This window comes from Halomonas sp. WWR20, from assembly GCF_054602495.1.
This window is the reverse complement of record NZ_JBTRHR010000003.1, coordinates 80,649-107,381: the sequence shown is the minus strand read 5'-3', so window position 1 is coordinate 107,381 and position 26,733 is coordinate 80,649. Positions and strand designations below refer to the sequence as shown.

17 protein-coding genes are annotated in these 26,733 nt (G+C 60.1%); 8 read left to right on the top strand and 9 right to left on the bottom strand.

The features are described from left to right. Positions 1 to 154 precede the first annotated feature (154 nt). The 4 genes from ACW4DH_RS06880 (at position 155) to ACW4DH_RS06865 (ending at position 4,356) form a co-directional block, all read left to right on the top strand. Positions 155 to 895, top strand: a complete 741-nt coding sequence (locus ACW4DH_RS06880; RefSeq protein ID WP_459635633.1) for an ABC transporter ATP-binding protein — start codon at positions 155 to 157, stop codon at positions 893 to 895. Continuing rightward, positions 892 to 1,671 carry an ABC transporter permease gene (locus ACW4DH_RS06875; RefSeq protein ID WP_459635632.1) on the top strand — a complete coding sequence of 260 codons (780 nt, stop codon included), beginning with the start codon at positions 892 to 894 and terminating at the stop codon, positions 1,669 to 1,671. The genes ACW4DH_RS06880 and ACW4DH_RS06875 overlap by 4 nt, the downstream gene beginning before the upstream one ends. Before the next feature lie 111 nt (positions 1,672 to 1,782). Next, positions 1,783 to 2,850: an ABC transporter substrate-binding protein gene (locus ACW4DH_RS06870; protein ID WP_459635631.1), complete on the top strand. Its 1,068-nt coding sequence runs from the start codon at positions 1,783 to 1,785 to the stop codon at positions 2,848 to 2,850. Positions 2,851 to 2,976: 126 nt separating this feature from the next. After that, the gene (locus tag ACW4DH_RS06865; protein ID WP_459635630.1) at positions 2,977 to 4,356 is read left to right on the top strand and encodes an exonuclease domain-containing protein; all 1,380 of its coding nucleotides are present in this window, start codon (positions 2,977 to 2,979) and stop codon (positions 4,354 to 4,356) included. A gap of 32 nt (positions 4,357 to 4,388) precedes the next feature. Here ACW4DH_RS06865 and ACW4DH_RS06860 read toward each other — a convergent pair whose 3' ends face one another. From ACW4DH_RS06860 to ACW4DH_RS06850, 3 genes are all read right to left on the bottom strand, one after another. After that, entirely contained in the window at positions 4,389 to 5,162 is a 774-nt protein-coding gene (locus ACW4DH_RS06860; RefSeq protein WP_459635629.1) for an alpha/beta fold hydrolase, read from the bottom strand. A gap of 48 nt (positions 5,163 to 5,210) precedes the next feature. Then, positions 5,211 to 5,879 carry a 7-cyano-7-deazaguanine/7-aminomethyl-7-deazaguanine transporter gene (locus ACW4DH_RS06855; RefSeq protein WP_459635628.1) on the bottom strand — a complete coding sequence of 223 codons (669 nt, stop codon included), beginning with the start codon at positions 5,877 to 5,879 and terminating at the stop codon, positions 5,211 to 5,213. Positions 5,880 to 6,062: 183 nt separating this feature from the next. Then, on the bottom strand, positions 6,063 to 7,973 hold the full coding sequence (locus ACW4DH_RS06850; protein WP_459635627.1) for a propionyl-CoA synthetase: 1,911 nt from the start codon (positions 7,971 to 7,973) through the stop codon (positions 6,063 to 6,065). A gap of 493 nt (positions 7,974 to 8,466) precedes the next feature. Here ACW4DH_RS06850 and ACW4DH_RS06845 point away from each other — a divergent pair, with 493 nt between their 5' ends. Then, complete coding sequence (locus ACW4DH_RS06845; RefSeq protein WP_459635626.1) at positions 8,467 to 8,790, top strand: ArsR/SmtB family transcription factor; 324 nt, start codon at positions 8,467 to 8,469, stop codon at positions 8,788 to 8,790. A gap of 90 nt (positions 8,791 to 8,880) precedes the next feature. Here ACW4DH_RS06845 and sohB read toward each other — a convergent pair whose 3' ends face one another. Then, positions 8,881 to 9,933 (bottom strand): protease SohB, encoded by a 1,053-nt coding sequence (gene sohB / locus ACW4DH_RS06840; protein WP_459635625.1) that lies wholly within the window; start codon positions 9,931 to 9,933, stop codon positions 8,881 to 8,883. A gap of 224 nt (positions 9,934 to 10,157) precedes the next feature. Here sohB and ACW4DH_RS06835 point away from each other — a divergent pair, with 224 nt between their 5' ends. Beyond that, positions 10,158 to 10,472, top strand: coding sequence for an SCP2 sterol-binding domain-containing protein (locus ACW4DH_RS06835; RefSeq protein ID WP_459635624.1), 315 nt, complete (start codon positions 10,158 to 10,160; stop codon positions 10,470 to 10,472). A gap of 26 nt (positions 10,473 to 10,498) precedes the next feature. Here the strand turns inward: ACW4DH_RS06835 and nudC are convergent, their stop codons facing one another. From nudC to ACW4DH_RS06815, 4 genes are read right to left on the bottom strand one after another with little or no spacing between them, the layout of a single operon-like run. Beyond that, positions 10,499 to 11,272 (bottom strand): NAD(+) diphosphatase, encoded by a 774-nt coding sequence (nudC, locus tag ACW4DH_RS06830; protein ID WP_459635623.1) that lies wholly within the window; start codon positions 11,270 to 11,272, stop codon positions 10,499 to 10,501. Further along, the gene (dnaQ, locus tag ACW4DH_RS06825; protein ID WP_459635622.1) at positions 11,272 to 12,048 is read right to left on the bottom strand and encodes a DNA polymerase III subunit epsilon; all 777 of its coding nucleotides are present in this window, start codon (positions 12,046 to 12,048) and stop codon (positions 11,272 to 11,274) included. Before dnaQ ends, nudC begins: the two co-directional genes overlap by 1 nt. Continuing rightward, positions 12,048 to 12,530 (bottom strand): ribonuclease HI, encoded by a 483-nt coding sequence (gene rnhA, locus ACW4DH_RS06820; protein ID WP_459635621.1) that lies wholly within the window; start codon positions 12,528 to 12,530, stop codon positions 12,048 to 12,050. The genes dnaQ and rnhA overlap by 1 nt, the downstream gene beginning before the upstream one ends. Continuing rightward, entirely contained in the window at positions 12,523 to 13,320 is a 798-nt protein-coding gene (locus ACW4DH_RS06815) for a methyltransferase domain-containing protein (RefSeq protein WP_459635620.1), read from the bottom strand. Before ACW4DH_RS06815 ends, rnhA begins: the two co-directional genes overlap by 8 nt. Positions 13,321 to 13,447: 127 nt before the next feature. Between ACW4DH_RS06815 and gloB the strand changes: the two genes are divergently transcribed. Beyond that, complete coding sequence (gloB, locus tag ACW4DH_RS06810; RefSeq protein WP_459635619.1) at positions 13,448 to 14,215, top strand: hydroxyacylglutathione hydrolase; 768 nt, start codon at positions 13,448 to 13,450, stop codon at positions 14,213 to 14,215. A gap of 53 nt (positions 14,216 to 14,268) precedes the next feature. After that, the gene (locus ACW4DH_RS06805; protein WP_459635618.1) at positions 14,269 to 15,585 is read left to right on the top strand and encodes a LysM peptidoglycan-binding domain-containing protein; all 1,317 of its coding nucleotides are present in this window, start codon (positions 14,269 to 14,271) and stop codon (positions 15,583 to 15,585) included. A gap of 134 nt (positions 15,586 to 15,719) precedes the next feature. Here the strand turns inward: ACW4DH_RS06805 and ACW4DH_RS06800 are convergent, their stop codons facing one another. Then, positions 15,720 to 26,483, bottom strand: coding sequence for a malectin domain-containing carbohydrate-binding protein (locus ACW4DH_RS06800; RefSeq protein WP_459635617.1), 10,764 nt, complete (start codon positions 26,481 to 26,483; stop codon positions 15,720 to 15,722). Positions 26,484 to 26,733: the final 250 nt, after the last annotated feature.

Below are 26,733 nucleotides of genomic sequence, written 5' to 3'. Positions count from 1 at the left end.
AGGATACAATAAAGCTTCTGGATGGGGGTGCCTCTGCATGTATCGCAGTGGCTGAGAGTGCCAGTCACAACCCCGGAACCTGATCCGGTTAATCCCGGCGGAGGAAATGCCAGACCGTGCCGAGCGCACGCCTTCGCCTCGCCACGGAGTCCTGATGCCACCTCTTGGGCTGTCATTGCGCCGCGCCGGCTTGGCCTTTAATGGCCAGACGCTGTTTAACGATATTTCCTGCGAGCTGCCCCCTGCCAGTTGGACCTGCCTATTGGGGCGCAGCGGCAGCGGCAAGAGTTCGCTTTTGCGCATGATCGCCGGACTGCCCCTGCCGGAACCGCATACGCTGGAGTTGACCACCTCTGATGGCCTCCCCTTGACTGGGCGCATTGCCTGGATGGCGCAACAGGACCTGCTGCTGCCATGGCGTCGGGTAGTGGACAATGTTCTGGCCGGTCCGGCGCTGCGTGGGCGTATCCGGGAGAAAGATCGCCAACGGGCCTACGCTCTACTGCATGAAGTCGGGCTTGCCCGCAAGGCGCACCAATGGCCCGCAGCGCTTTCCGGCGGCCAACGCCAGCGGGTCGCGCTGGCGCGCACGCTGTTCGAAGATGCCCCGCTGATATTGATGGACGAACCTTTTTCGGCTCTCGATGCCATCACCCGGCTCGAACTTCATGGAATGACGGCACGTTTGCTGCAGGGACGTACGGTAGTGCTCGTCACCCACGATCCGCTCGAAGCCCTGCGCCTGGGAGACCAGTTGCTGATTCTGGGTGGCGACCCGGCCCGACTCGAGTACCTTCAGGCCCCCGCCGGACAACGGCCACGCCCGTTGGATGACGTGCAACTGCAACAGCTGCAAGTGCGCCTGGTGGCGAAGCTGAGTGGAGGCACGCCATGACGCAACGCAATGGCCTTCTGGGACGTTTGGTCCCGCCGCTGCTGGGACTGGTGGTCCTCGTAGCGCTCTGGCAGAGCGTGGTCGTGCTGACCGGAGTACCGCGTTACGTACTGCCCTCACCGCTTGCCGTCGTTCAGGCGCTGGCTACACATCGCGGCCTGCTGCTGCACCATGCTGGCATCACCGCTTTCGAGATCCTCGCAGGACTTTTCATCGGTAGCCTGTGTGGCATCGTGACCGCGCTGTCCCTGGCGCGCTTTCGTGGCCTGCGGCGCACCCTGCTGCCTCTGTTGCTCATCAGCCAGGCCATCCCGCTGTTTGCCTTGGCACCGATTCTGATGCTGTGGTTCGGTTATGGCATGGCCTCGAAAATCCTCATGGCGACATTGATCATCTATTTTCCCGTGGCGTCGACCTGCTATGACGGCCTGCGCCAAACGCCACAGGGTTGGCTGGATCTGGCCCAGACCTTGGGGGCCAGCCGCAGGCGGCGGCTGCTGCGCATCCAGCTTCCGGCCGCACTGCCCGCCCTGGCATCGGGCATGCGCATGGCGGCCAGCGCGGCCCCCATCGGGGCCGTGATCGGCGAATGGATCGGCTCCAGCCAAGGGCTCGGCTATTTGATGCTCAATGCCAATGCCCGTCTGCAGGTGGATCTGATGTTTGCCGCCCTGGCGGTGCTCGTTACCTTCGCCGTGGCGCTGTATTTCGGCGTCGATGCGCTGATGCGACGCCTGATGCCTTGGCATGATGATCGAACCGGCTCCCAGAACTGATAACAGAACACTCAGGCAATATCGGGTGGAAACGGCCATGACTTGGTCAATATCGCCATCTTCGACATCGCACCCGCCCTGTCGAATGGCGTGTTATATGGAGATAAAGAAATGACGAAACTGTTACGCCGCTTGGCGACGGGCTTGATATGGCTAGGACTGTTGTCATCGTTGACGGTACAGGCACAAACGTCATCCCCCAATCCACCACTTGCCGGGACCGCGATCAGCGCGGCACAGCAGGCGGCTGGCAATGCGGCGGCGGCGCCCGAGCCGCTCATTCTACCGCCGTTGCGCTCACTGAAAGTCATGCTCGACTGGTATGTCAATCCGGTGCACGGCCCGCTGGTCATCGCTCAGGAGAAGGGTTTTTTCGAACAGCTGGGGCTGGACGTGGAACTGATTTCTCCCGCCGATCCCAGCGTGCCTCCCAAGCTGGTCGCTGCCAACCGTATCGACTTGGCCATTAGCTATCAGCCACAGCTGCACCTGCAGGTCGATCAAGGGCTACCGTTGGTTCGGGTCGGAACGCTGGTGGCCACACCGCTCAATATTACCGTGGTCCGCCAGGACAGCGGCATCGACTCGATGGATCAGCTCAAAGGAAAGAAGGTCGGCTATTCCGTTGGCGGCGTCGAGGAAGTGCTACTTGCAGCCATGCTTGAGCATAACGGCCTGAGCCTTGACGATGTCGAACTGGTTAACGTCAATTTTTCCCTGACACCGGCTCTGATCAGCGAGCAGGTAGACGCGGTTACCGGTGCCTTTCGCAATTACGAGCTGGCCCAGATGGCCCAGGAAGGCGTTCCCGGTCGCGCCTTCTTCATCGAGGAAGAAGGCGTACCGATCTACGATGAACTGATATTCGTCGCCAACCGCGATACGCTCGATATCAATCGCGACGCCTATTCACGCTTCATGCAGGCTATTGAGGAAGCCACCTCATGGATCATCAACCACCCCGAGGAAGGCTGGGAAATCTTCAAGAGTTCGGACCCGGCACTCGACACGCCAATCAACGAAAAAGCCTGGTATGCGACTTTACCTCGATTTGCGCTACGCCCCGCCGCTCTCGACGCCCGGCGATATCAAGCGTTTGAATCTTTCCTGCTGCAGCGCGGTCAGATCAAGGTACAAAGTCCCGTTTCACGGCTGGCCGTAGACTTGCATACGCCGTAGTTTCCACGTCACGCGATGCGTGACCCGCCACTGCGGTGGCGGGTTCTGCCAGCCCCGCCCCGTCGCACTCGGAACTTCTCCTGTAGCGACCCATGATGATTGTGCATTGCATGCAAAACGGAGCGTATGACTGACAGTGCTTTGATCTTTCTCGATCTGGAAACCACCGGCACCCGCACTACCCGCGATCGTATCACCGAAATCGCCGCCCTCAAGCTCGTCGGTGGCGAGGTGGTTTCGCGCTATACCACTCTGGTGGACCCCGGGGTTTCCATTCCCGAGCCTATCCGCAACATTACTGGCATTACCGATGCCATGGTGAACGGTCAGCCAACCTTCGAAGAGGTAGCCAATGAGTTGTTTGTCTGGCTCGGCGATGGCCGGCTGGTAGCCCATAACGCACGCTTCGATTACGGTTTCCTGCGTAACGAATTCAAGCGCGCCGGTTTGGAGTACCAAGCCAAGGTCGTCTGCACGTTAAAGCTCTCTCGCCGTCTGACGCCCCAGGAAGCGCAGCATAATCTCGACGCTCTCCTGCTCCGCCATGACCTGACCAATGCGTCGCGCCACCGGGCGCTGGGCGATGCCGAGGCCCTACTGGCCTTGTGGAAGCGCTGGCACGTTGAGCATGACCCCGCCGCTATCGAGACCGCTGTTGCCGAGCAGCTACGTCGGGAAAGCTGGCCGGCTCACCTGGACCCAGGCGCTCTAGACGGCCTGCCCCAGCGCCCCGGCGTCTACCTGTTCTACGGCTATAACCGGCTGCCGCTTTACGTTGGCAAGAGTGTCAATCTACGCTCACGAGTGCTCAGCCATTTCAGTAACGACCACCGCGATGATCGTGAGATGCGTCTTAAAGCCCAGCTACAAGGTCTCGAATGGCATGAAACGGCCGGTGACCTGGGGGCGCAGTTACTCGAGGCTCGCCTGGTCAAGGAATTGATGCCGATCCACAACCGCCAACTGCGCCGTCGTGGCCGACTGATCAGCTGGTTATGGCGTGAGGGCGAGACGACGCCGCAATTACTTGAGCAAGCGCACTCACGTAGTCAGCACGATGCCCTTTATGGGCTGTTTCGCAATCGTCGCGACGCCCAGAAAGCCCTCTTGGCGATTGCCGAGCAAGAACGTTTATGCCCGCGAATATTGGGGCTGGAGAAGGGGGTCGGGCGTTGCTTTGCTCACCAGTTGGGACGTTGCCGAGGCGCCTGCTGCGGCAAGGAAACCCTTGCGACCCATACCCGCCGCGCTCAAGAAGCCTTGGAGCGCATACGAATCCAGCACTGGCCATGGCCAGGACGCGTGGCCTTTCGCGAAGCGGGGCCGGAGGGCGTCGTGGCGTTCCATCTGGTCGATCACTGGCATTATTACGGCAGCGTGACTCACCTCGATGAGGTCAGTTCGCTGCCGATGGGTGGCGCGGCATTCGACGTGGATACCTACAAGATACTCAATCGTTTCCTGGCCGATCAGCGCCAGAATATCCAACCCATCCCCCTCGACTGAAGCGGTTTTCGCGGCTCGAGGACGTGCTCAGCCTAGCGGGCCGACAAGAATTTATTGACCGCGGCCTGGAAGGCCTCGGGCTGCTCCGCATGCAGCCAATGCCCGGCATCCAGGGTTTCGATCGCCGCGTAGGGCAATACTTCCCGCACCTGGGGCAACACCGCATCGCCAACATAATCGGAGCGCGAGCCGCGCAGCACCAATGCCGGGCCTTCATAGGCGCCTTGCCCGCCGGGTTCGGCGACGATAGAAGCATAGTCGGCCTCTATCTCGTCGAGGCCGACACGCCAGACCATGCAGCCATCCTCATCACGCACCAGGTTGGTGGCCAGAAACAGCCGTATGGCAGGCGTCTCGACGGTTTCCGCCATCAACGCGTCTGCAGTCTTGCGACTTTCCGGGCGTGCATTGGCGACGCGGCGCATCGCCGTGAAGATCGCCTCGTGACCATGTTCATAAGCGACCGGAGCGATATCGGCCACGATCAGGCTCGCAATCCGCTGGGGCGATTGACGTGCCAGCGTCATTGCGACCTTGCCGCCCATGGAGTGACCGAGCAGGTCGCAGTTGTCGATCTCCAGGCGCTCCAGCAGCGCCATGACATCTTCCGCCATTTGGTCGTATCGCATGCCCTGGACATGCGGGGAACGGCCATGATTGCGTAGATCCACGGCAATGACACGGCGCTGTTGCTGCCATTGCTTGACATGTGAGCGCCAGTTATCGGCACTACCCAACAGGCCATGAAGGACAATCAGCGGCCGGGAGTCGCCTCCCGTATCGATATAATGCAGTTCGAGACTCATATCAGCGCTCCCTGGAATCGAAGTGCCTATCCTAACAGACTGGCCCGCTCAGGCACTGCGGGCACCGCCGGATTCAGCGGTGAAAGCGACCAGGCGGCGCGACAGCCAGCTCAGCAGAAGGCCATACAGCGGCAGGAAGAACAGCAAGCTGATACTCAGCTTGATGGCATAGTCGACCCAGGCGATTTCCACCCAATGCTCGCTCATGAACGCACTGGGCCCCTTCCAGAAGGCAATCGAAAAGAAGGCGAAAGTATCCGCCAGATTGCCGAAGACGGTAGACACGGCAGGCGCCACCCACCAAGCCCGTAACCGGCGCATCCGATCGAAGACATGGATATCGAGTAGCTGACCCAGCACATAAGCCATGAAACTGGCCAGCGCGATACGTCCGACAAACAGATTCCAGTCGGCCAGGGCATCCAGTCCCTGAAAGCGCCCCTCCTGAAACAATACCGACACACCATACGACACGACCAGAGCAGGCAGCATGACTTTGGCAATGATCGCGCGTGCCGGTTGCTTGCCGAACAGGCGCACGGTCAGGTCGGTCGCCAGAAAGATGAACGGGAAACTGAACGCCCCCCAGGTCGTATGCAAGCCGAACAGAGTGAAAGGCAGCTGGACGAGATAGTTGCTGGCGGTAATCACCGCGATATGAAAGCCGACCAGGATCGCCAGTGCCAAGCGAAACTGTCGTGAATCGAGCATGAGCATGAAATGGCCTTTTTGCGTCGCTTGAGTAGCTGAGGGGTGAGGGAACCCTCATGGCAGCCAATGCCTGGCGGACCAACCAGCCAGACGAAGGGCGCGTATTATAGCCACCCACTCTCAAGCATGCAAAACCGGCCAGTATGCACCTGCATCACTCGCCGCAACAGCCGTTCGATATGCCTTGGGTTATAGGCGACGAGCCTCGTGAGAGGTGCCTACCTCCCGGTCGATCATGGCCTCGTGCACATCCTGGATGCTCGCCGGATCGTCGATGGTCGAAGGAAGAGCGTATTCCTTGCCATCGGCGATAGTCCGCAATAGCTTACGCAGGATCTTGCCCGACCGCGTCTTGGGCAGGCGGTTGACGACCAGGACCTGTCGAAAACAGGCCACGGCACCAATCTGGCGACGCATTTCGGCTATCAGTTCTTCTTCGAGTCGCGTTTCGTCGCCATCGAAGCCATCCTTGGGAATCACCAGGCCAATGGGCACCTGCCCCTTCAGAGCATCATGGATGCCGATGACCGCACACTCCGCCACCGCGGGATGCATGCCAAGGACCTCTTCCATCTCCCCTGTCGACAGACGATGCCCCGCGACGTTGATCACGTCGTCGGTACGCCCCATGATGAACAGATATCCCTCCTCATCGAAATACCCGCCGTCCCCGGTCAGGTAGTATCCCGGAAAGGCCGCCATATAGGCGCGATGGAAGCGCTGTGGATCGTGCCAGATTCCGCTCAGGCACCCCGGTGGCATGGGCTCGCGGATTACCACGCTGCCCTGCTCTCCCGGTCGCGCCGGCCGACCATCGCCTTCCAACACCCTGACGTTGAACCCCGGCACCGGGAACGTCGCCGATCCGGCCTTGACCCGACGCGGTTCAAGCCCCTGCAGGTTGGCGGCAATGGGCCACCCTGTCTCGGTCTGCCACCAATGATCGATGACCGAGATACTGAGCAGATCTTCAAGCCAGTGAAAGGTCGGCGGATCGAGTCGCTCTCCGGCCAGAAACAGGGTTCTCAGGCAGGAGATATCATGGTGCTGCAGATGCAGCCCCTCGGGGTCCTCCTTCTTGATCGCGCGAAAGGCGGTCGGGGCGGTAAAGAAGGCCCTGACCTGGTACTCTTCGATCACCCTCCAGAAGGCGCCGGCATCCGGCGTGCGCACCGGCTTGCCCTCATAAACGACCGTAGTGCAGCCATACATCAACGGCGCGTAGACGATATAGGAGTGTCCCACCACCCAGCCGACGTCCGACGCCGAGAAGAACACTTCGCCAGGCGCCATACCGTAAACGTTCTGCATGGAATAATGCAGCGCCACGGCATGCCCGCCATTGTCTCTGATGACCCCCTTGGGTTTACCGGTCGTTCCCGAGGTGTACAGGATATATAGCGGATCGCAGGCCATGACCGGGACACACTCGGCCGGCTCGGCCTGGGCGACCAGCGTCGTCCAGTCGTATTCCTGCGGTCCCAGTTCGGCCGTCTGCTGGGGACGCTGGAAGATGACGCAGGCCTGGGGACGATGGTGGCATTGGCGTAGCGCCTCATCCAGATAGGGCTTGTAGGGAATGACCTTATCCACTTCAACCCCGCAGGAGGCGGCCAGGACGACCTTGGGCTCGGCATCGTCGATACGCACCGCCAGCTCATGCGGCGCGAAACCCCCGAAGACCATTGAGTGCACAGCGCCGAGTCGGGCGCAGGCATACATGGCCATTACTGCCTCGGGCACCATGGGCATATAGATGATGACCCGGTCTCCCCGAGCGACGCCAAGTGCCGCCAGCGCCCCGGCAAGCCGTGCCACCTCATCGCGCATTTCACGATAGGTCAGGATTCGCTTGCTGCCGGTTACCGGCGAGTCCCAGATCAGCGCCGGTTGCTCACCCCTCCCCTGGTCGACGTGGTGATCGAGCGCGACATGACAGGTATTGAGCATGCCGTCGGCATACCAGCCGGCATGGCCTTGGTTATCGAAGGTCAGGATACGTGTCGGCTCCCGAAACCAGGGTATCCGCTTGGCCTGATCGCGCCAGAAGGTTTCAGGCTCGTTAATGGAGCGCTGGTATTCAGTATCGTACAGACTCATGCGGCACCTGGCTGGTTATTCGAAACGGGGAGCGATAGAAAGCGAGACCCTGAAAATTAGCGATGGTTGTTGACAACTTTAGGGAATTTCCACGATTTTACCTTCATACCATTGGCTAAGCGCGCAGCGCCGAGACGACATCCGCAAGGTGTCTATGGTGAATATTTCCCCCGTACTGTTGACCCAGGAAATCTCCGCAAGTCCCTTATCGATGAATTATCGTTAAATAGATGTTTGGACAGGGTTGGCGAAGTTATTGAAGACTCACTAAATCAGAAGATGGTAGTGCATGCGCCACCGGGCCCAACCGAGAAATTCCTGACCCGACGGTAAACCTGTTAAACACACCCTCACTTAGACATGATGTCACTTATGGGCGACACGGGATGCGACAAGAAGAAACATACCGCCATGAAAGGAAGTGTCTGTCAGCGATCTGCTGAGTCACATTTCCCGCCATGACCGCCCCCCGGCGAAGCCCCAGGAGAAAACCATGAGTTCCCACCAGTCAGCCACGCCCCTGCACGAAGCCGGAGAGCATTCGCTTCGCCGCGCCACCTCCCTGCTCAAGGCCATGGCCAACGAAAACCGGCTGCGCATTCTCTGCCTGCTCGATGACAGTGAGCTGTCGGTTACCGAATTGAATGGCAAGCTGAATCTGAGCCAATCCGCTCTTTCGCAACATCTGGCAATCTTGCGGCGAGAAGGACTCGTGACAACGCGGCGCGCCTCGCAGACTATTTATTACTCACTGAAAGGGGAAGAAACCCGGACCGTCGTCAGTGCACTGGAAACGCTCTACGCCATCCAGCCTTAAGCCTCGAGAACGTTGGTCACCACAGCACGCAGGGCGCTGAGCGTAGGCTCAGCGCTATCAGCAACCTTAGGAGTCACGGCAAAGCGGAGGTTAGCGGCGCTGCCAAGGGGCGTTTTCGAGACGCTCGAGTACGCGCTCCGTCGTCTGTTCAATGCCCAGCGACAGACCAATCCCCAAACGCTGCATGATCGGTTTATGCTGCTCCAGCATCACCATCAGTACGCGAGCCTCCGCCATGCGGGATGTCAGATAGGCCTCGCTGGTGCCCAGAGCATCGACCAGCCCCTTATCCAACGCCTGGCGGCCATACCAGATTTCGCCACTGGCCACCTCTTCGATAGGTAAGCCAGGACGCCGCTCCCCAACGTACTGCTTGAAGAGATCATGCGTACTCTGCAAGTCATCGATGAACTTGGCCCGTCCCTCGTCGGTATTCTCACCCAGCACGGTCAAGGTGCGTTTGTGCCGACCTGCCGTCAACAGCTCCACATCGATGTCGTGCTTCTTGAGCAGCCGGTGGATGTTGGGTACCTGGGCGACCACGCCGATAGAGCCGATGACGGCGAACGGCGCGGCAATCAGTTGATGCGCGCAACATGCCATCATGTATCCCCCGCTGGCGGCCACCTTGTCGACGCATACCGTCAAACGCGCCCCCGCATCCCGCAGCCGGTCCAACTGCGCTGCCGCGAGACCATAGCTATGCACCAGCCCCCCACCTGACATGAGACGCAGCACGACTTCATCGCCTTCGCGCAACTCTCCCAGCAGCAGCGAGATCTGGGTTGCCAGCGCCGGGGTCGCCGATGCCTTCAGGTCACCCTCGAAATCCAGCACCCAGACCCGCGAGCCCCCAGCGTCCTCATCCTGCTTGCCTCGACCCTTGCCCTTACGGCGGGCTTTTTCCGCCTTGCGCATGACCTTATCGGCATGCTGACGCTTGGTCGGTGGCATGCCCGCCAGATGCAACTGGCTCTGACGTTTGCGAAAACGCTCGTTGAGATCGATGACCTTCAACTGCGACTCGTCATTTTTTACGCCACCACGCGCACGCAGCAACAGCACGACAACGGCGCCCACCGCCACCACCAGGGTGGCGGCCTTGGCCAGGAACGCCACATAGTCGGAAAGCCACTCGATCACATTGACTCCTGTCTCATTCAATAAAGGAAACTTGATAGCATAAGCTGAAAATGGATACCGCGGTCCGATTCTGGGTATCCAATGATTGCAAAGGTGATACCCCCCTTGTATCAAACACACGTTTTAAATATTCTCGTTATTCAGATTTTGCCTGAAAGCGACGCCAAGCGCCGGCATTCAGACACAACCTGCTACCCTTTTGTCCCGACCACAGGAATATTCTCATGGCCGACGCACAAGCCGTCATTGACAAGCTTCAGAGCCGCTTCGATCCCAACGCCGCCCAGGGCATGGATGAGGTTTTCCAGTTCAACCTGAGTGATGCGGAAAATTACTATCTGCATATCAATGATGGCAACCTGGACGTTCAGCAGGGCGACCATGACGATCCCTCCGTCACCCTTTCCATGGATAGCGACACGCTAAAAGGCATCATGGACGGCGACATCGACGGCATGCAGGCATTCATGAGCGGCAAACTCAAGGCCACGGGCAATATCATGCTGGCCACCAAACTGACCAGCCTGTTTCCCAACTGATCCTGCACGTTCCTGCTGAGCCTGGCTCAGCAGGTTGCAACTGCCCTGACGTGAGTATCGATCAGCTCACGCGATATCGAGTAGGCGGGCGGCAAACCGGGTAGGTTGTCCGGAGTAAACCAGGCCGCATCGGCGATTTCCACGCCATCGATACGGATCCTGCGACTCGCCGCTTCGGCGAAGAACCCCAGCATGAGCGAATGGGGGAATGGCCATGATTGGCTCTTGAAAAAGCTCACCCGCCCGACCTGTACGCCGACTTCTTCTGCCACTTCACGCCGTACGGCCTGCTCGGCGGTTTCTCCAGGCTCGATAAAGCCTGCCAGCGTGGAATAGCGCCGTACCGGAAACCGTGGGCTACGCGCCAGCAACAGCTCCTTGCCATAGGTCACCAGGGTGATGATACAGGGCGAAATGCGCGGGTAGTTGCGCAACCCGCAATTATCGCAATGCATGGCAAATTCATGCTCGATCCGGCGTGGGATACTCCCGCAGCGCCCGCAGAAGCGATGATCGCGCGCCCAGGCCAACACTTGTAGTGCCGTCGCCAGCAGGCTGAATTGCTGCTCCGGCAATTGGCCCAACCAATCTCGTGGTGCAGGCCAGTCCGCCTCCCCCGGCAACTCCACCACCGCCACCGGCTCGCCCTGCCAGCGCCCCATGGCAAAGGCTTCTTGCGGCCAGCTATCGGCCCACTCCATAAAACCGCCATCGCGTGCCGGTGCAATCCCCTGAGCTCCGACGCGGATCAGATAGCCACCGCGGGACTCCTCGGGCCTGGGAAGTTCACGCAGAAACATTACGCCGGCTCCGGTGTGGCATCTTGTCCTGTCCCTTCGGCGCTCCCTTCCAGAGCATCCCAATGACAACTGCCCGCTGCCTGGCGAATCTGGTCGAGCTTGGCACGATGCGCCTGCAGCTCGGCGTGCGTCGGCGGGGTCACGGCGAGCCGCATCCCCTTGCGGTCGATACGCCGAATGCCGCTGGCACCTTGCGAATCCCCATTGCGACTCTCGTCACTTCCGCCCAGCAGCAAGGCCGTCTGTCCGCCCGTCATGGTCAGATAGACGTCGGCAAGAATCTCGGCATCCAGCAGCGCGCCGTGCAATACACGGTGACCGTTGTCGATCGCGTAGCGCTTACAAAGCGCGTCCAAGTTGTTGCGTTGTCCCGGATGCCGGTCTCGCGCCAGCTTCAACGTATCGAGAATACCGCAATGATCGCTGACCGGCCCTAGCTTGGAAGCGCTACGCGAGGCATTGAGCATGCCGAACTCATGATCGATGAAACCGACATCGAACGCGGCATTATGGATCACCAGCTCGGCACCTTTGATGAACTCCCAGAAAGCATCGGCAACGTCGGCGAAAACCGGTTCGCTGGCGACTCTCTCGTCGGTGATGCCATGCACTGCAATAGCCTCAGGGTCGATGGCGCGCTGAGGGTTGATGTATTGATGATAGGTGTTGCCCGTGAAGCGACGATTGATCAATTCCACAGCCCCTATCTCGACCAGGCGGTGGCCCTGTTTCGGGTCGATCCCCGTCGTCTCGGTATCCAGCACGATCTGGCGCATCAAGAATCTCCTTGCATGTTCAGGGCCACAACAGCCTGCATCTCATCAATCGCTTCGTTGGCCAGGGCATCGGCACGCTCGTTGCCGGGATGACCGCTATGCCCCTTGACCCAATGCCACTCGATGGTATGTCGAGCGGTTTCGCCCAGCAGTTCCTGCCAGAGTTCGGCATTCTTGACCGGCTGTTTGGCCGCCGTTTTCCAGCCACGCTTTTGCCAATTGTGAATCCATTCGGTAATGCCCTTGCGCAGGTACTGCGAATCGGTCCACAACTCGACGCGGCAAGGCTGGTTCAGTTCGCGCAGCGCCATAATGGCGGCCATCAGTTCCATGCGATTGTTGGTCGTCACTGCCTCGGCGCCATTCAGCGCCTTTTCGTGTTCTCCCGCCCGGAGCACGGCGCCCCAGCCGCCAGGACCGGGATTGCCACGGCAAGCACCGTCGGTATAGATGATTACGTGGGGGTGGGGCTTGTCAGTCAACCTCGAGAATCCTGTGCTTGTGGATGGTTCGGTGCTGTTGATACGGGCGCGGGGCCGATGGCCTTTCGCAACTATGCAGGGGTGAGTGTCCCAGCCAGGAGCCTGCCAGCAGCGGACGAGACGAAAACTCGGGGCGAATCGGTTGCACCCGGATCGTCTTGCGTCGGGCAACGATCAGATAGGTGCCGCCCAGGGGAAGATTGTAGCGTCTACCCAACGTTTCCAAATGCTGGTTGCGGGTAGCCCCTCCGGGCATGCGAAAACCGCAGTAGTCTACTCGTTCGATCTCGAAATCCACAAATGTCAGCCAGTCGCGCAGACGCGCACTGCTGCGCCATTGACCACGCCACGGATTTTGGCGCCGACGCGCCGGCCACATTCGGGATAAGCCCTCGATGCCGAAGGGGTGCCAGCCGAGGATGACGAGTCGACCATCATCATGAATCACCCGAGTCGCCTCGCGGATGACATGATGCGCTTCGGGTACGGTCTCCAGAAGATGATGAATCACCACCAGATCCAGGCTATCGTCGGGCAGCGGCAAGCTGTCCGGCATACAGACCAGACTCGACGAATCCTCGGCCAGGTCACGTGTCGGCGCCCAGGCCAAGGCGTGGCGAATAGGACACATATCGGTGAGCCGCGGCGCCATACCCAACTGCAGGCTGTGCTGCCCGAACAGCGCTTCACAGACCGGCCCCAGGCAGGCACGCTCCGCTTGCCATAACGCCTGCCCGGCCGCCGATGCCCAGAATCGCCGGCCTTCCTGTACCGCTTGTGCCAAGCTCATCGTATCATCTGGATTTGACACTGGGGATCGTTCCCTCCATCGTTGACGCATTTTGCGGCAAGTCTCTCGTTACGCTTATACGTTGGCATTATCGGAGACCAGACTGCACCGTCGAGGAAACCTGATCATGTTGACCGTGATACCTATTCCTGCATTCCAGGATAATTATATTTGGTTGCTCCGGCAGGACACCACCTCTCAAGTCATCGTAGTGGACCCCGGCGACGCTCAGCCCGTCATCGACTACCTAGAGCGAGAACGGCTGACGCTGGGAGCCATTCTGATCACTCATCACCATAAAGACCATACTGGGGGCATCGGGGCTCTCGTCAAGCGCTACGAGCCTAGAGTGATCGGCCCGAATAACCCCGCCATTGCGCAAGTCACTGAGCGCGTCTCTGATGGCGACGAATGCCAAGTCCTGGGGCGCCGCATCGAAGTGTACGCCGTCCCTGGACATACCCTGGATCATATCGCCTTTTTCGCGCCGGGTACGCCGCCCTTGCTGTTTTGTGGCGATTCTTTGTTTTCCGGCGGGTGCGGCCGGCTTTTCGAAGGCACGCCGGAGCAGATGCAAACGGCCCTGTCGCGCCTGGCCACACTGCCCAGCGAAACGCTGGTATTCCCAGGACACGAATACACCCAGGCCAATCTGGCGTTCGCTGCGGCGGCGGAGCCCGACAACGCAACACGCGACGCCTACCGCCGGGAATGCGACAAGGCTCGGGCGCTGGGCCGTCCCACCCTGCCGAGTACCATCGGACGCGAGCGACAGATCAACCCATTCCTGCGTGTCGACCAGCCCGGAGTGAAAGCCGCCGTCTCTCAGCAGGGCAATACCGAAAACGATCTCGCCACGTTCACCACGCTACGTGCCTGGAAGGATAATTTCTAACCCATGATGATGGCGTCCAGCCCTCCCCCGGCACCTCATAAGGAATCGGTTTGATGCTCCCTCGATCGACTTACCGCCAGGCGACTAGCCTGGCGGGCGGTTTATTGCTGGCCTTGTTTTCCTTGCCCAGTGCTGCCGGGCCTAATCTGAGTGAAACTCCTCAATCGTTCAAGTCGTTCTGGTCGGCGCTGGACGTTCAGGTGGCGGCCTATCCCGATGTTTGGACTCGGCTGAAAAGCGGCTTCACCCTGCCCCATGATGTTCAGCATCCCCGTGTCAGAAAATGGCTCGACTGGTATCGGGCACATCCTCAACACGTCGAGGATATCGCCGAACAAGCTCGCCCATGGCTCCGCTGGGTAGTCCGCCGGCTCGAAGCACGTGGCATGCCGACCGAGATCGCGCTGCTACCCTTCATCGAAAGCGCTTATGACCCTCACGCCAGTCATCCCGGCGGTGCGACCGGATTATGGCAATTCATGCCAGGGACGGGGGATGCCCTCGGCCTGTCCCGCACTTGGTGGTATGACGGCCGACGTGACGTGATCGCCGCTACCGAAGCCGCGCTCGACTACCTGCAGCAGCAGGGCGATCAGTGGTATGAAGGGGATATCGAGCTTTCCCTGGCAGCCTATAACGCTGGAGCCGGCACCGTGAATCGTGCTCGTCAGCTCGCCGCCAAGCGTGGCGATCCGATTGATTACTGGCACTTGGCTCTGCCTGCGCAGACCATGGACTACGTGCCCAAACTGCTTGCGCTGGCCGCCGTCATCGCCGACCCCGAGCATTACGGTATCACCTTGCCTGAGATTGCCGATGCTCCCGTTTTTGCCAAGGTCGAGACGGGGGGACAAATGGACCTGGCCCTGGCCGCCGATCTTGCCGATGTCAGCCTGGAAACGTTACGCGAGCTCAATCCTGGCTTCCGGCGCTGGGCGACCCGCCCGCAAAACGACCCGCCTCTGCTCGTGCCGGCCGACCGCCGGCAAGCCTTCATGGCCAATCTTGCCAAGCTCCCCGACGATGAACGGCTGACGTGGGATCGTTACGTCGTCCGGGCGGGGGACACCCTGTCAGGCATCGCGGCAAACCACAACACGCCGATACAGCTGCTACGCCGGCAAAATCGCCTGAGCGGCGATATGCTGCGTGTCGGTCAAGCGTTGTTGATCCCTGTCCAACCCTCTCAGCTCGCCAGTACGCAACAAGATCACCGGGCCATGACGATTCGGGTACGGGCCGGCGACAGTCTGTCGCGCATTGCCGCACGCCACCGCGTCCGGATCGAGGATATTGCGCGCTGGAACAAGCTGGACGTCGACAAGTCTCTACACCCGGGGCAACAACTGACGCTGTACGTCAAAAACTAGCGCGGCAAGCGGATAACATCCGACAAGCGTCGCATGCAATGAAAACGGCCTGATCCGCTAGCGGATCAGGCCGTTTTCATGCCCACGCTTACGGCGCTTATGTCTGGCTTATGGCCTTGACGCAAGCGCCCTCATCAGAGGGCACCCTCCAAGGTGGCCAGGTTAACTCCCACCAGACCAACATCTGCGTTCGCGGGGCTCGACCACTCGATGGCAATCTCGGCCGGGTTGCCGGTTTCGGCCGCCTGGAAGTAGTAGCTGGCATCCTGCGAAGAAAGCCGGAAACCGATCGTATCCCCCGCGTCCAGATCGACCTGATCCATGAGCTGCTGTACCAGGCTCGTTACATCGACTTCGAAGCTTTCCCCGTTCAAGATCGGTGTCGTGGTCATTTGCGCCAAGTAATCCCGTCCGATCAAGGTGCCGGTTTCGGCGTAGGAGTCCGCCTCGTCAGTCGACTCGATCTGCACGGTAATGGCCCCGGTGTCGAAGTTAGACATTGGCCTCGGATCGGCGCTGAAGACCAATTTGGCCTCAGACACGCTGGCATTCGCCGCGATGGAATCGGCTAAGGTAAACACCGCACCGGTGGTGTTGGTTTGTGCGCCTCCACTTGAAGTGACTTCAAGATCGGAGCTATTGATCTGAATGCTAGCCCCCGGCTTTTGTTCGGCATCGAATGCCTCGCCAGTGACGATTCCCGTGGCAATGCCGCTCTGCGTACCGTCCTGGTCGTCATCACCGTCGCCAGGAGTATCGCTCCCGATCGTGAAGTCGATCGACTGCGTGCCGATGACGCTGCCGCTCGCACCACTTTGCGCGTAAACGGTGGCATTGAGTGTGTAGTCGCCGGGGACGAGGTCCTCACCGGTATAGATCAGGTCATACGGTGCAATGTTTTCAATCTGGCTGCCCACCGTCTGGTCGTTATCATCGAGTAGCTGGAGTGAGATCGAGTAGGCGCTATTCGGGGTGTTTAACGCTCCCGAGAAACGCAGGTCTTCGCCCGGGTCGGAGAGGACCAGCGTATCGCCATCCTCCAGGTCTCCATCGAGCTGCGCATCGGTCTGCTCGTCGAATACCGCGAAGGTCAGCAGATCGGCGGCGGGGCCATCGTCGTTCCCGTCGTTACCTCCATCTCCGTTACCGCTATCGCCGACCTTGATCGCCAGTGACGGCGCCGTGCGTCCCCCGCCGGCCGCCTCGACATAGCGGGTGCCTCCAGCCCCCTCGACCTTGACGGTAATGACGTCCCCGGCCACCAGCCCCCCCTGAGCGATGAGCGCGTTGAGCTGATCCGCCAAATCGACACCGGCCGTGATCGTTTCGCCATCCTGCCAGGTGCCCGAGGTCTGCCACATCTCCTGCTCGGCCAGGTAAGTACGGCTCGTCACGGAACCGAACCCCGCACCGTCAAGCGTATTCTCGACGGAGAAGGTCAGCGCGGCATTGCTTGAGTGGGTCCGGTCGGAGACCCAACTGACGATCGCGCTGTCGATTGTCGCCCCGCTGCCCAGCTCGATGTCATCGGGCACCGTAAACTGCAGGCCGGCCACATACGAGCCGATTTCGAGATCGGCGCTCGTCACGCTCGAGCCCTGCTCGATGTCGCCACTGGCGTTCTGCACCGTAGCCACGAAAGTTGCTCCGTCGCTATCGCCCGCCTCGGGCTCCACCACCAGGTCGAAGGTAGCCGTTGCGGCGGCGCCGTCCTCATCGGTCACACGGACCTGCAAAGGGTAGGAGCCGACGCCGGCAGCAGGCGTGCCGGAGAAGGTTCGGGTCTCCGCGTCGAAGGCGATCCCGGCAGGCAGATCCAGCGCCTCGTAAGTCAGCGCATCACCGTCGAGATCGGTGAAGACGTCATCGGGCACTGTGAAAGAGAATTCGGCTCCGGCCTCGATGGTTTGGTCATCGATGGGATTGTTTACGAAGGGGTCGGTATCGCCGTTCGACACCAGATAGACCGGTTGCGAAACCGGCCCACGCGCCAGGCCATCGGAGGTGTTGGGGTTATCGATGACCGCCGCCACAAAGCCCAGCGGGAGCGTATCGTCCCCGGCAAAGCCGGCGGTGCCGTTGAGGAATTCGTCATAGGTAAATTCCCCGGAGATATCGGCGCTGCCGTCGGTCCCGAGCTGCACATCGACAATCTGAAATTCCGCGGCGTTATTCGCCGGAAAATCCTTGTCGGCCAGCCGCTCTTCGACGGTCTCGGCGAGACCGTTCTGATTATTGGCCACCGGCTGGTGGCCCTTGGTCATCACCACCCTGACCCACTCACCGGCCGGACCGCTGACGACGACTGACGGTACAGTCCCGCCGTAAGAGCCCACGGCGCCGGAAGCCAAACCATTCACGGTCAATTCCGCCGTCAGGTTCTGTGGCGCCTCGGTGATCCTCACCTGCGCTCCCGCCTGGCTGCCATCGCTCATCAGCTGCCCGCTAGCCGTGCTGCCATCGGTGAACTTGATATAGACATTGGAGCCGATGAGCTCCGCCCCGGAAACGCCGCCGACATCCCACGCCGGGACCGATCCCGTATCGACGCCCGCCGCACCGCTCTTGTCGAAGCCAGCAATGGAATTAGGATCCATGTCGCCGCTGAAGCCGACCACTTCTCCATGGGTGAACCCACCGTCGGCATCGGCAGAGAATTTCACCAGGGCGCCGCGGAAACCGCCATTATTGTCCGAATTGACCGGGTCGGGATCGGTGCCTGGCAGGAAATAGTGCTCGTAGCCACTGGGCTGAATGGCGCCGGTATTTCCATCACTGTCGATCGCCCACTCCTTGAATGCCGTATCGCCTCCCTTACCATCGGGATCGAACACGCTATCGCCGTAGAGCGCCGTCGTCACATCGAAGAAGACCGCGGCAATCTTCTTGTCGCCGGTATTCTGGACCTTGAAAGAGTCACTTCCATAATTCGACTCCTGGACATCATTATTGTCCGCAGTCACCGTGACCAGGGCCGAGCCGACGTCTCCTTGCCCATAGGTGTCGGAGAGATCGAGATCGGCGGCGGCGAATATCTCCTCGATCTGTGTGGCAGGCACCGGTGGCGTGGCCGTATCGTCGTCGACTTCCGTCGCCGTGACCTCGAAATAGTCATAGGCGGCAGTGAAAGGCGTTGCCGTACCATGGGTATGGGTGACGCCAACGCCCACCGAGGCAGCCGGATCGATGATGGCTTCCTCGAGGACACCGGTGAGATCAAGCCCATTGATCGTCACGCTGGCATCGTTGGATAGTGCCGCCCCATCGCCATTCAGCAAGGTGATCGTGGCATTGGCCGTGGCATTGCCGCTACTGTCGACGACAACGTCCATGACAAGCTTCGCCTTGGCAAAATCCGTGAAGCCGTAACTGCCCGGGAAGTCGGCACCGAGCTTGGCCTCGACATTGCTGTCACGCGTCGAGAACTCGATGTCCTGACCGACACTACCGAAGACCAGTTTTGCGAAATCATTGCTGTTGACACTGATGGCAATGCCCAGTTGCGAATAGCTGCCCGGCGCCGTAGTGAAGGGATTATCCACCACCGTCTCCAGCTTGAAGCCGCCGTCGCGCACGATACCCAACTGGTAGTCATTTTGCGGCGTATTGGCACTGCCGGTATCGCCGCTGGTCGTGGTCACCCTGAGCTGACCGCTCTCGACGACGCCGGCCCCCGTGTCCTCCTCCTTGAAAGCCGGATTCGAACTGGCCATTACCCCAGTGAAACCGTTCTGATAAGGCGTGCCGTCGACATTGAAATCCAGTCGCAGGGTTTCACCATCTGTCAGAGGCTGGCCATCGTCAGCGTCATAGGCGAAAACATCGTCCCCGTTAGTGATTCCATCACCGTCGATGTCGTCGTCATTCTGGTTGGCGATGCCATCCCCATCGATATCGTCTTCCGAGGCAGGATCCTCCGGTGCCTCCCCACCGCTTTGCTGAATGCGCAGGTAATCATAGCTGGCATCGAAACTCGGGCCGCTACCGAAAGAGGTCTGGGTCACGCCCACGCCGAACGTTGCCCCTTCGGTGGTGATGGCCGTATTGAGCGGCCCGTCCGGCAGGTCAAGCGCCGGGAGAGAGGTCGAGCCCAGCGCTTTCCCCGAGGCGTCGAGGAAGGTCATGCTGCCCGAGAAGCTTGCCGTGTCGTCGTCGACATTGGCTTTCAGGGCAATGACCACATCGGCGATCTGCGCGAAGCTGACCCCGCTGGGCAGCGCAAAGGTCTGCTTGGTCTGCACCCCGCCATTCTCGTAGGAGTACTCGATCTGCTGGCCACCGCCGGCATTGCCGAAGGTGACCTTCAGATACTCGTTCTGGCTGAGGCTGACGTTCATGCCGAGCTGCGAATACTGCGCCGGCAAGGTCGGGAAAGGGTTGCCGAACTTCAGCGAGGCGCTGAAACCGCCTCCCCCGGACACGTTAGTGTAGTAATTGTCGTTGGCGTCGTTGCCGCCTCCGGCATCACCGTCGGTGACCTCGATGACCAGATTGCCGCCAGCAATCGTGGCCGTGCCGGTCTCTTCAGCATCGGTTCCCGAACCGTCGGTCACGCCATCGAAGAGCGCAGCAAGGGTATCACCATCATTGAACTCAAGGTCGTTCGTCGTGGAAGCCACATCATCGTCCTCGGTGACGCTGCCGGTTGCCGTGTCCGCCTCGGCATCGATGGCAAAGGCGGTGTCGCTTACCCCGGTCAGGATGACCGAGACATTATCCGGGCCGTTGGCCTGATCGTCGTTGGGTACCTCGACCGTCAGCGTCCCGACGCCTTCGCTGAAACTCACCGCACGCGTCTCGGCGGTACCGTCGAGGGTCAGCTCCAGGTTGACCTCGCCGCTGAAGTTATCCGAGGCGGTCAGGCCAAAGCTCAGCGCAGTCGAGCCGTTGTCGCCGCTCTCGACGACCGGCTCGGCATCGGCGATGGCAATCGTGATCTGCGGATCAGGCGACTCCGCCAGGTCCGGCGAGGTCACGTTGAGATACTCCCAACTGGCCTTGAAAGACCCTACCGGATTGATGTAATCGGTCGAGGTCACCCCGACGGCCGTTTGCCCGCTGGGATCCGTCAGGTTGGCCAACACCGCAGCCGGCAGGGTTTCTGCAGCAGCCGTTGCAAAACCCTCGGTCGGTTCGGCCCGCAGCCCGCCCAGAACGGCATCATTGGCGGCGAGGAACGTCACAATGGGCGTCACCGTACCCGCTGCCTTGTCGATGGAAAGGGTGAGTTCCACCGCAGCGATATCGGTCAAGCCTGTCGAGGCATCGCTCAACAGCTCCTCGAGATCAAAAACCGTATTGATGCTGCCCTTCGACCAGATCTGTACGGCCGTGCCGCCGTTGCCGCCGAAAACTAGCTTGACCAGTTCGTCGCTGTTCTGGCTGCCCAAGCCGAAAACAATGCCCTGTTGCGCCCAGTTGGGGATGGTACTGGTATCCAATTCTTGCGCCGCGAGCGCCTCGGGAAAGGGATTGTCGAATCGCGACGAGATATTGATCTCGTTCAGGGACTCGTTGCCCAGCGCCACGTGCTTGACAAAATCATTGGCGCTGGGATTAGCCGCCTGGGAGATATCGCCGTTGGACGTCCAAACGACCAGCTCGCCATTCTCGATACTCGTCACGACAGAGTCATCCGAGACACTCCCCAGCGTGCCGTCGAAGCCGCCCTCCTCGAGCGGCGACCCCGGATTCTCGAAATCAAGCTCGAGAATGACGCCATCGCTCGAGAAGTTGGCGTAGACCGAGCTGGCCGTCGCACCGTTGCCATTGTCGTCGCCATCGAGCACCGCATTGGCGGCGACCGTGGCGGTGATGGTCCCGGTCTGCCAACCGCCGTCCGGTGCATCGAAGGCATAGGTGGCAATACCACTGGCGCTATCGTAAGCCACCAGTGAGGGAGACACCGGTGCGCCACTGGCCGCGGATGATACCGTCACGTCACTGGCATCGATCTGTGCCTGTGCAATCTCCTCATCGTCAGTATATCTAACGGTGACGACCACTTGCCCATCGCTCGATTCCGGTGTGTCGATCGACAGAATGCTGGCGACCGGCATGTCTCCATCGACGGCTCGATAGATGGCAATGGCGTTGAAACCCGGCTGGCCGGTATCCGCACTGACGCCAATCACGATCTTGCCGTCGGTGACGACGACGTTCTTGGTCAGCACGACCGGCTTGTCGGCACCGCCCGCCTGGGTGAAGGCGTCGAAGTTCTCGGCAAGAGCTTCGCCCTGGATCGTATAGTCGCCTTGACGCTGCCCCGCCTGGGACTGGTAAAGCTCGGCGAAGTGCAGCTCGACGACATAGACGCCGTTGGGCACTTCATAGGTGGCGGTATACGAGCCGGCGGAAGAGTCACGATAGGTGTGGTAAGCCGAACCGTCGAGATCGATCCCCCCGCTGTTGCTACCGGTCGTTCCCGCCTTGCCGTCGATGTTGCTGCCGGCCTTGGTCGCCGGAGAATAGTAGCTGGGATCGTCCGCTTCGAGATCGATGCCTAGAATCGGGTCGTCGGCGATCGCGCCGCCATAGGTGCGCTTGTCGTCGCCCTCGAGGCCGTTATCGACAGAGTCGCTGGTGGGACCGACATTGATGGCACGTTGCAGCGCGCCTTTTACCAGACTGTCCAGGTTCGTGACGATGAAGGCGTCGGTTTCGTAGGCGGCAACGCCGAGTCCCGCCGTATCGGTATAGCTACCGGCGGCAACGCCTACCTGGAAAGTACCACTGCTCCAGGCATTACTGTCCGATGGCGGAGAAAGCAGATACTGGATAGTGGCCGTCTTGCCATCGCTACTGAGCGTAATTGCGTCGCTGCCGGTTGCCAGCGAGACATTGCCCGGCTCATACCCGGTAAAGATCAGTTCATTGCCGGTGATGGATGATACGTCGATGCCTGCATTGTCGGTCACCATGACCGTGGCCAGGATGGCGCTGTCGTTGTCGAGCGGCTGATCGAGCGTGATCGAGACGACTTCCGGGGGTGTCGCATCCTCGGAGGGCACGTAGGTGCCCTCCACCTTCCATACCGACAAGCCGCTGATCTTGGCCTGGTTGACCGAGGCATCGAAACCGATGTCGAGGACGCCGTCGGTGACGGTAACGGCATAGGTCTTGATCACTTCGGCGGCTGCGCTGCCGACATCACCAATGATGTCGTAGTCATCCTCCACCAGCGTGTCTTCGACGCTGATGTCAAAGACGCGTGCGCCGGTTCCCTTGCCGTTTTCCACGCCATGGAAGATTTCGGCGAAATACAGGTCGATCAGGTAGTCACCGTTCTCGACCGGGATCGAGTAGCCCCACTCGCCGCTGTCCACTGCCGAGCGCTCGGACTGATGCAGCGCATCGGGTACGCTGGCATCGACATCGACCATGTTGACGTAATTCTTGGAGGCGACACCGCTGACCCAACCATTGACCTCGGCGTTGGTCATGTCGGAGAGAAAATCGACCTGCTGGTCGCGCACGGTGACGCCGGTAATGTCGGGGCCTCCCGAGCTGATCGCGGCGACCGGCGTCAACGCTGGCGTAGTCGTAATGCGCGTGCCGTTGGCAGTAGAGGTGAACATGAATAAGGACGCGCCGGAATCAGGATCGAAATCGGCGAAACCCTCACCGCTGAAGGTGATCGCCGTCTCGCCATTGATCGTGATGATCGCCGACCCGGCTTGATAGGTCACGTCGCTGGCGTCGAATGAAGCGCCCTGGACCATGATTTCATCATCGGCAGAGAAGTCGGTAATCTCCGTGCCGTCGAGGGTTTCCAGCGTGCCCTGGAAACGATCGGCGCCGCCACCGCCGGTAAACGTGTTATCGCCGCTCCCGGCGATCATCACGTTGGCACCACTGTTGCCGGTGGCATGGAAATCCGCCGAGGAGCCGGAACCATCGAAGTTCTCGACGCTGCCGTCGAGCGGCGCCAGTTGGGCATCCGTTCCCGTATAAAGAATCGTATCCACGCCACCGGAGCCCACGGCGCCGACACTCTCTGCCGTGCTGGCACCGATCTCGTTACCGAATCCCTGGATATTGAGATTGTTGAAGTTGACCGGCGCCAGCGGCGCACCCTCGCTGGTTTCGGCAAGAAAACCGAAAGCCGCTCCCGATGATAGCTGGGTATCGCCATCGCTGATGGTGTGCGCACCGGTCAGCACATTCTGCAACACCCCATCCGGCAGGCTGAAGCCGTTCAGTGGCAGTTGAGTAAATTCGCTCTGCCCCGTGAGGCGATAACTCGCGCCGAGGGCAAAGCCGTTCGCCATATAGATCTCAAGGCGTAACTCGACTTCGGTAGTCCCGTTATCGGCCAGCGCCGGCAAAGCTACCTGCGCCAAGGCCTGATAATTGCTGTCATCAATCTCGTAGCCGACCTCGAAGCCCGGCTGGCCATTCACTTCGCCGAATACGAGGCGCACGAAGTTGGCTTGCGTGCCGTCACCGAACATGATGCCGGTCAGTTGTCCGTCCTCTACGCCGCCTGCCGTGGGTATCCAGTTCTGCACCTGCGTGGTCGCGACCAGCCGCTGCACGTCATCGCTGGGATTGACGCCCACATGCATGGCGTCACGAACCCCATTTTCCGCGCCGACCACGCTGCCGGGCACCACATTCTTGATCTGGAAGATGGGAGCGTTGGCACCGGGAATGATGTTGCCGCCGTTGTCAAAAAGCCCCGGCGTGCCTTGGGCAGGGTTGGCATCCTGGTTGGGCGTTGAACCATCGAGCGCCGCGCCCATCAGGCCAGTGTCCGAGAGCGTTCCCGGATAAGGCGCCTCGGTCGGCTGAAAGTTCAGGACGATCGCCTTGTCAGGCGTGAGTTCGAGACCATTCGTGGCGCTGTACTCGAAGGGGTCGTGGATATTGTCCACGCCATCGAGATCGTGATCGCTCGGATCGCTGACTTCCGAACCGGCCAACGGCACGGCGCCGTTGTTCGGCTGCAGGATCTCGATCTTGGTACCGCTGCCGCTGTAGACGGAGGCCCAGACCGAACCACGGAAGGCCGCTTGGTTGTCCCAGGCGGACAGATCATCACCGATCGAGGTCAGGCCCAAAGGGCTGCCGGTCAGCTCCAGCGTGATTCGGTCGGCCGCCTTCGTCGCGCCGGAGCCGTTAACGGTCTGCATCACGCCGTTCTCGTCCCGGCCCATCACGATCAGATCGCCGCCGTTGTACTGCGATGCCAGGATCGCTCCCGACATCTTGACGCCATTGGTGTCAAACACGGTCGAGGTGTACTCGGTCAGGCCGTTGATCGATCCGAGCCCGGAATCGATAGCGCCATCGGTATACCCGCCTTCCAGATAGTTGCCTTCGATGGGATTGAGCGTGGCCACGACCTCATCGAGGTCCGAGGGGATACCGCTCTTTCCCAGCACCGTCGAGCCTTGGATACTCGACGGGTTACCGGGATTCTCATCGACCAGGTAGGCACTGCCATCCTCGGTGATGTAATACAGCTCTCCTGGGACGACACCGATCACGCGGCTCGTCAGTGCACCGGAACCGACCCCGCCGGACTGGTTCTCGACATCGGTGAACCAGTCGATGACCGAGTCGTAATGCGCTTCGGCTACCAGCAGGAAGGCATCCTCGACCCCGCTCTTGGGGGTGAACAGCAAACCGGCTTCGCCCCCGCTGGCACGGGTCGGATTGGGATGCCCCCCGTAAACCAGCGTCAGCGGCTCATCGAAATCCGGGTGCGTCATGGTGTAGGTTGCAGCACCGCCCTGTCCTGCGGAGAGGATACGCCCGGCGAGATCGTCGGAGCGCGTGATTTCATGGAATTGGTCGTAATTCTTGGGATTCCAGCCGCTCTCGAGATTGAGGGTGTCACTGCTGTTGCCATCGCCATTGTTCAGGTTGGTGGGGATGTAACCAGCATCCTGCGCATAGTCGACGGTGCCGCCGTTATCCCCCGCTTCGCCAATAGGACGGCCACCCCAGCTGTTGTTGGCCCCGTTGTCGTAAGTCCAGACACGCCCGTCCTCGGTGACTTCCACGTCATAGGCGTTGCGATACCCCGGTGAATAGATCTGCACCGGACCGTCGGGATCGAGCTTGCCAGCATTGAATCCGTCATTGCCGCCGAAAGGATCGTTGTTGTCCCCCACTCCGGCACGCGAGGGGTCATCGAGCGTCGGCACATCATAGATATAGTCACGGCCATTATCCGACTTGATCGCCATCGTCTTGAGCTGATCGAGATCGACTTCGAGAATCGCGCCGCTGTAGGCGGTCTCCTGCTGGCCCGAGAAGTTATTCGACGGTGCGCCCGCATTGGCGTTGCCACCGTTTGCCACAATGATCCGCTCGCTTACCAGCTGACCGTTATCGTCGAGTTCCTGGATAACCTCCAGTCCATTGAGGGCATGATTTTCCTCGGAGCGGGCCAGCCCGCGGACAAGATCCACCACCTCCCAGCCGTCCGCTGTCTGGGTCAGGCGGGTGATGATTCCCGAATTCGTGTCCAACCCGGTATCTTCACCGCCATTGCCCGCCCCGATGCGGCTATCGCTCGAGGTGACATAGACCGTGACCGCCGGCTTGCCGTTGATAAGGACCGGCGCCCCGTTCTCATCGTACTGCGGGGTTACGTCGATCCCGGTGACTTCGCGGCTATTCGAGCCACTACTCGAGCCATCGTCATTATGGTTGGGGATATTCTTTATCGACGAGATGGTTTCGGCTTCGGTGACATAAAAGCTAGCCGTGCTGTCACCATCGTTAGGATCCGAATCGCCGAATGCCACCGTCAATACCTTCACTTCCCCACTCACTTCGGTGACATAAAGGCGGCCATCCTCTCCCCAGTCGAGTGCCGTCGGCATGTTAAGAGAGACCTTGCCGTTAAGGTCCAGGCTGCTTTTGGAAAAGTTATTGGTAACCATGATTGATCTCTATGAGCTTGTTACATGCTTGAGTTTTTATCTTTCGAGGCACACAAAACCAGCCATATCACACACTATGGATGTCAAGACCTCTTATACTCGATTCAGCAGGGGGAGAGACTTTCCCAACTTGGCCCCTATTTGGCTTCAATCACAATAGCCAAGCGTAGCCCGACAGACCAACGTGAAAATACATGCTTTTTTAAATACAAAAAAAGCCACAAATATCGTCCTTTTTTACCAACATGTT

What these genes read in the sequence shown, in the direction of transcription:
- ACW4DH_RS06880 (WP_459635633.1), top strand. Translation starts at nt 155, where the DNA reads ATGCCACCTCTTGGGCTGTCATTGCGCCGCGCCGGCTTGGCCTTTAAT.
- ACW4DH_RS06875 (WP_459635632.1), top strand. Translation starts at nt 892, where the DNA reads ATGACGCAACGCAATGGCCTTCTGGGACGTTTGGTCCCGCCGCTGCTG.
- ACW4DH_RS06870 (WP_459635631.1), top strand. Translation starts at nt 1,783, where the DNA reads ATGACGAAACTGTTACGCCGCTTGGCGACGGGCTTGATATGGCTAGGA.
- ACW4DH_RS06865 (WP_459635630.1), top strand. Translation starts at nt 2,977, where the DNA reads ATGACTGACAGTGCTTTGATCTTTCTCGATCTGGAAACCACCGGCACC.
- ACW4DH_RS06860 (WP_459635629.1), bottom strand. Translation starts at nt 5,162, where the DNA reads ATGAGTCTCGAACTGCATTATATCGATACGGGAGGCGACTCCCGGCCG.
- ACW4DH_RS06855 (WP_459635628.1), bottom strand. Translation starts at nt 5,879, where the DNA reads ATGCTCATGCTCGATTCACGACAGTTTCGCTTGGCACTGGCGATCCTG.
- ACW4DH_RS06850 (WP_459635627.1), bottom strand. Translation starts at nt 7,973, where the DNA reads ATGAGTCTGTACGATACTGAATACCAGCGCTCCATTAACGAGCCTGAA.
- ACW4DH_RS06845 (WP_459635626.1), top strand. Translation starts at nt 8,467, where the DNA reads ATGAGTTCCCACCAGTCAGCCACGCCCCTGCACGAAGCCGGAGAGCAT.
- ACW4DH_RS06835 (WP_459635624.1), top strand. Translation starts at nt 10,158, where the DNA reads ATGGCCGACGCACAAGCCGTCATTGACAAGCTTCAGAGCCGCTTCGAT.
- nudC (WP_459635623.1), bottom strand. Translation starts at nt 11,272, where the DNA reads ATGTTTCTGCGTGAACTTCCCAGGCCCGAGGAGTCCCGCGGTGGCTAT.
- dnaQ (WP_459635622.1), bottom strand. Translation starts at nt 12,048, where the DNA reads ATGCGCCAGATCGTGCTGGATACCGAGACGACGGGGATCGACCCGAAA.
- ACW4DH_RS06815 (WP_459635620.1), bottom strand. Translation starts at nt 13,320, where the DNA reads ATGAGCTTGGCACAAGCGGTACAGGAAGGCCGGCGATTCTGGGCATCG.
- gloB (WP_459635619.1), top strand. Translation starts at nt 13,448, where the DNA reads ATGTTGACCGTGATACCTATTCCTGCATTCCAGGATAATTATATTTGG.
- ACW4DH_RS06805 (WP_459635618.1), top strand. Translation starts at nt 14,269, where the DNA reads ATGCTCCCTCGATCGACTTACCGCCAGGCGACTAGCCTGGCGGGCGGT.
- ACW4DH_RS06800 (WP_459635617.1), bottom strand. Translation starts at nt 26,483, where the DNA reads ATGGTTACCAATAACTTTTCCAAAAGCAGCCTGGACCTTAACGGCAAG.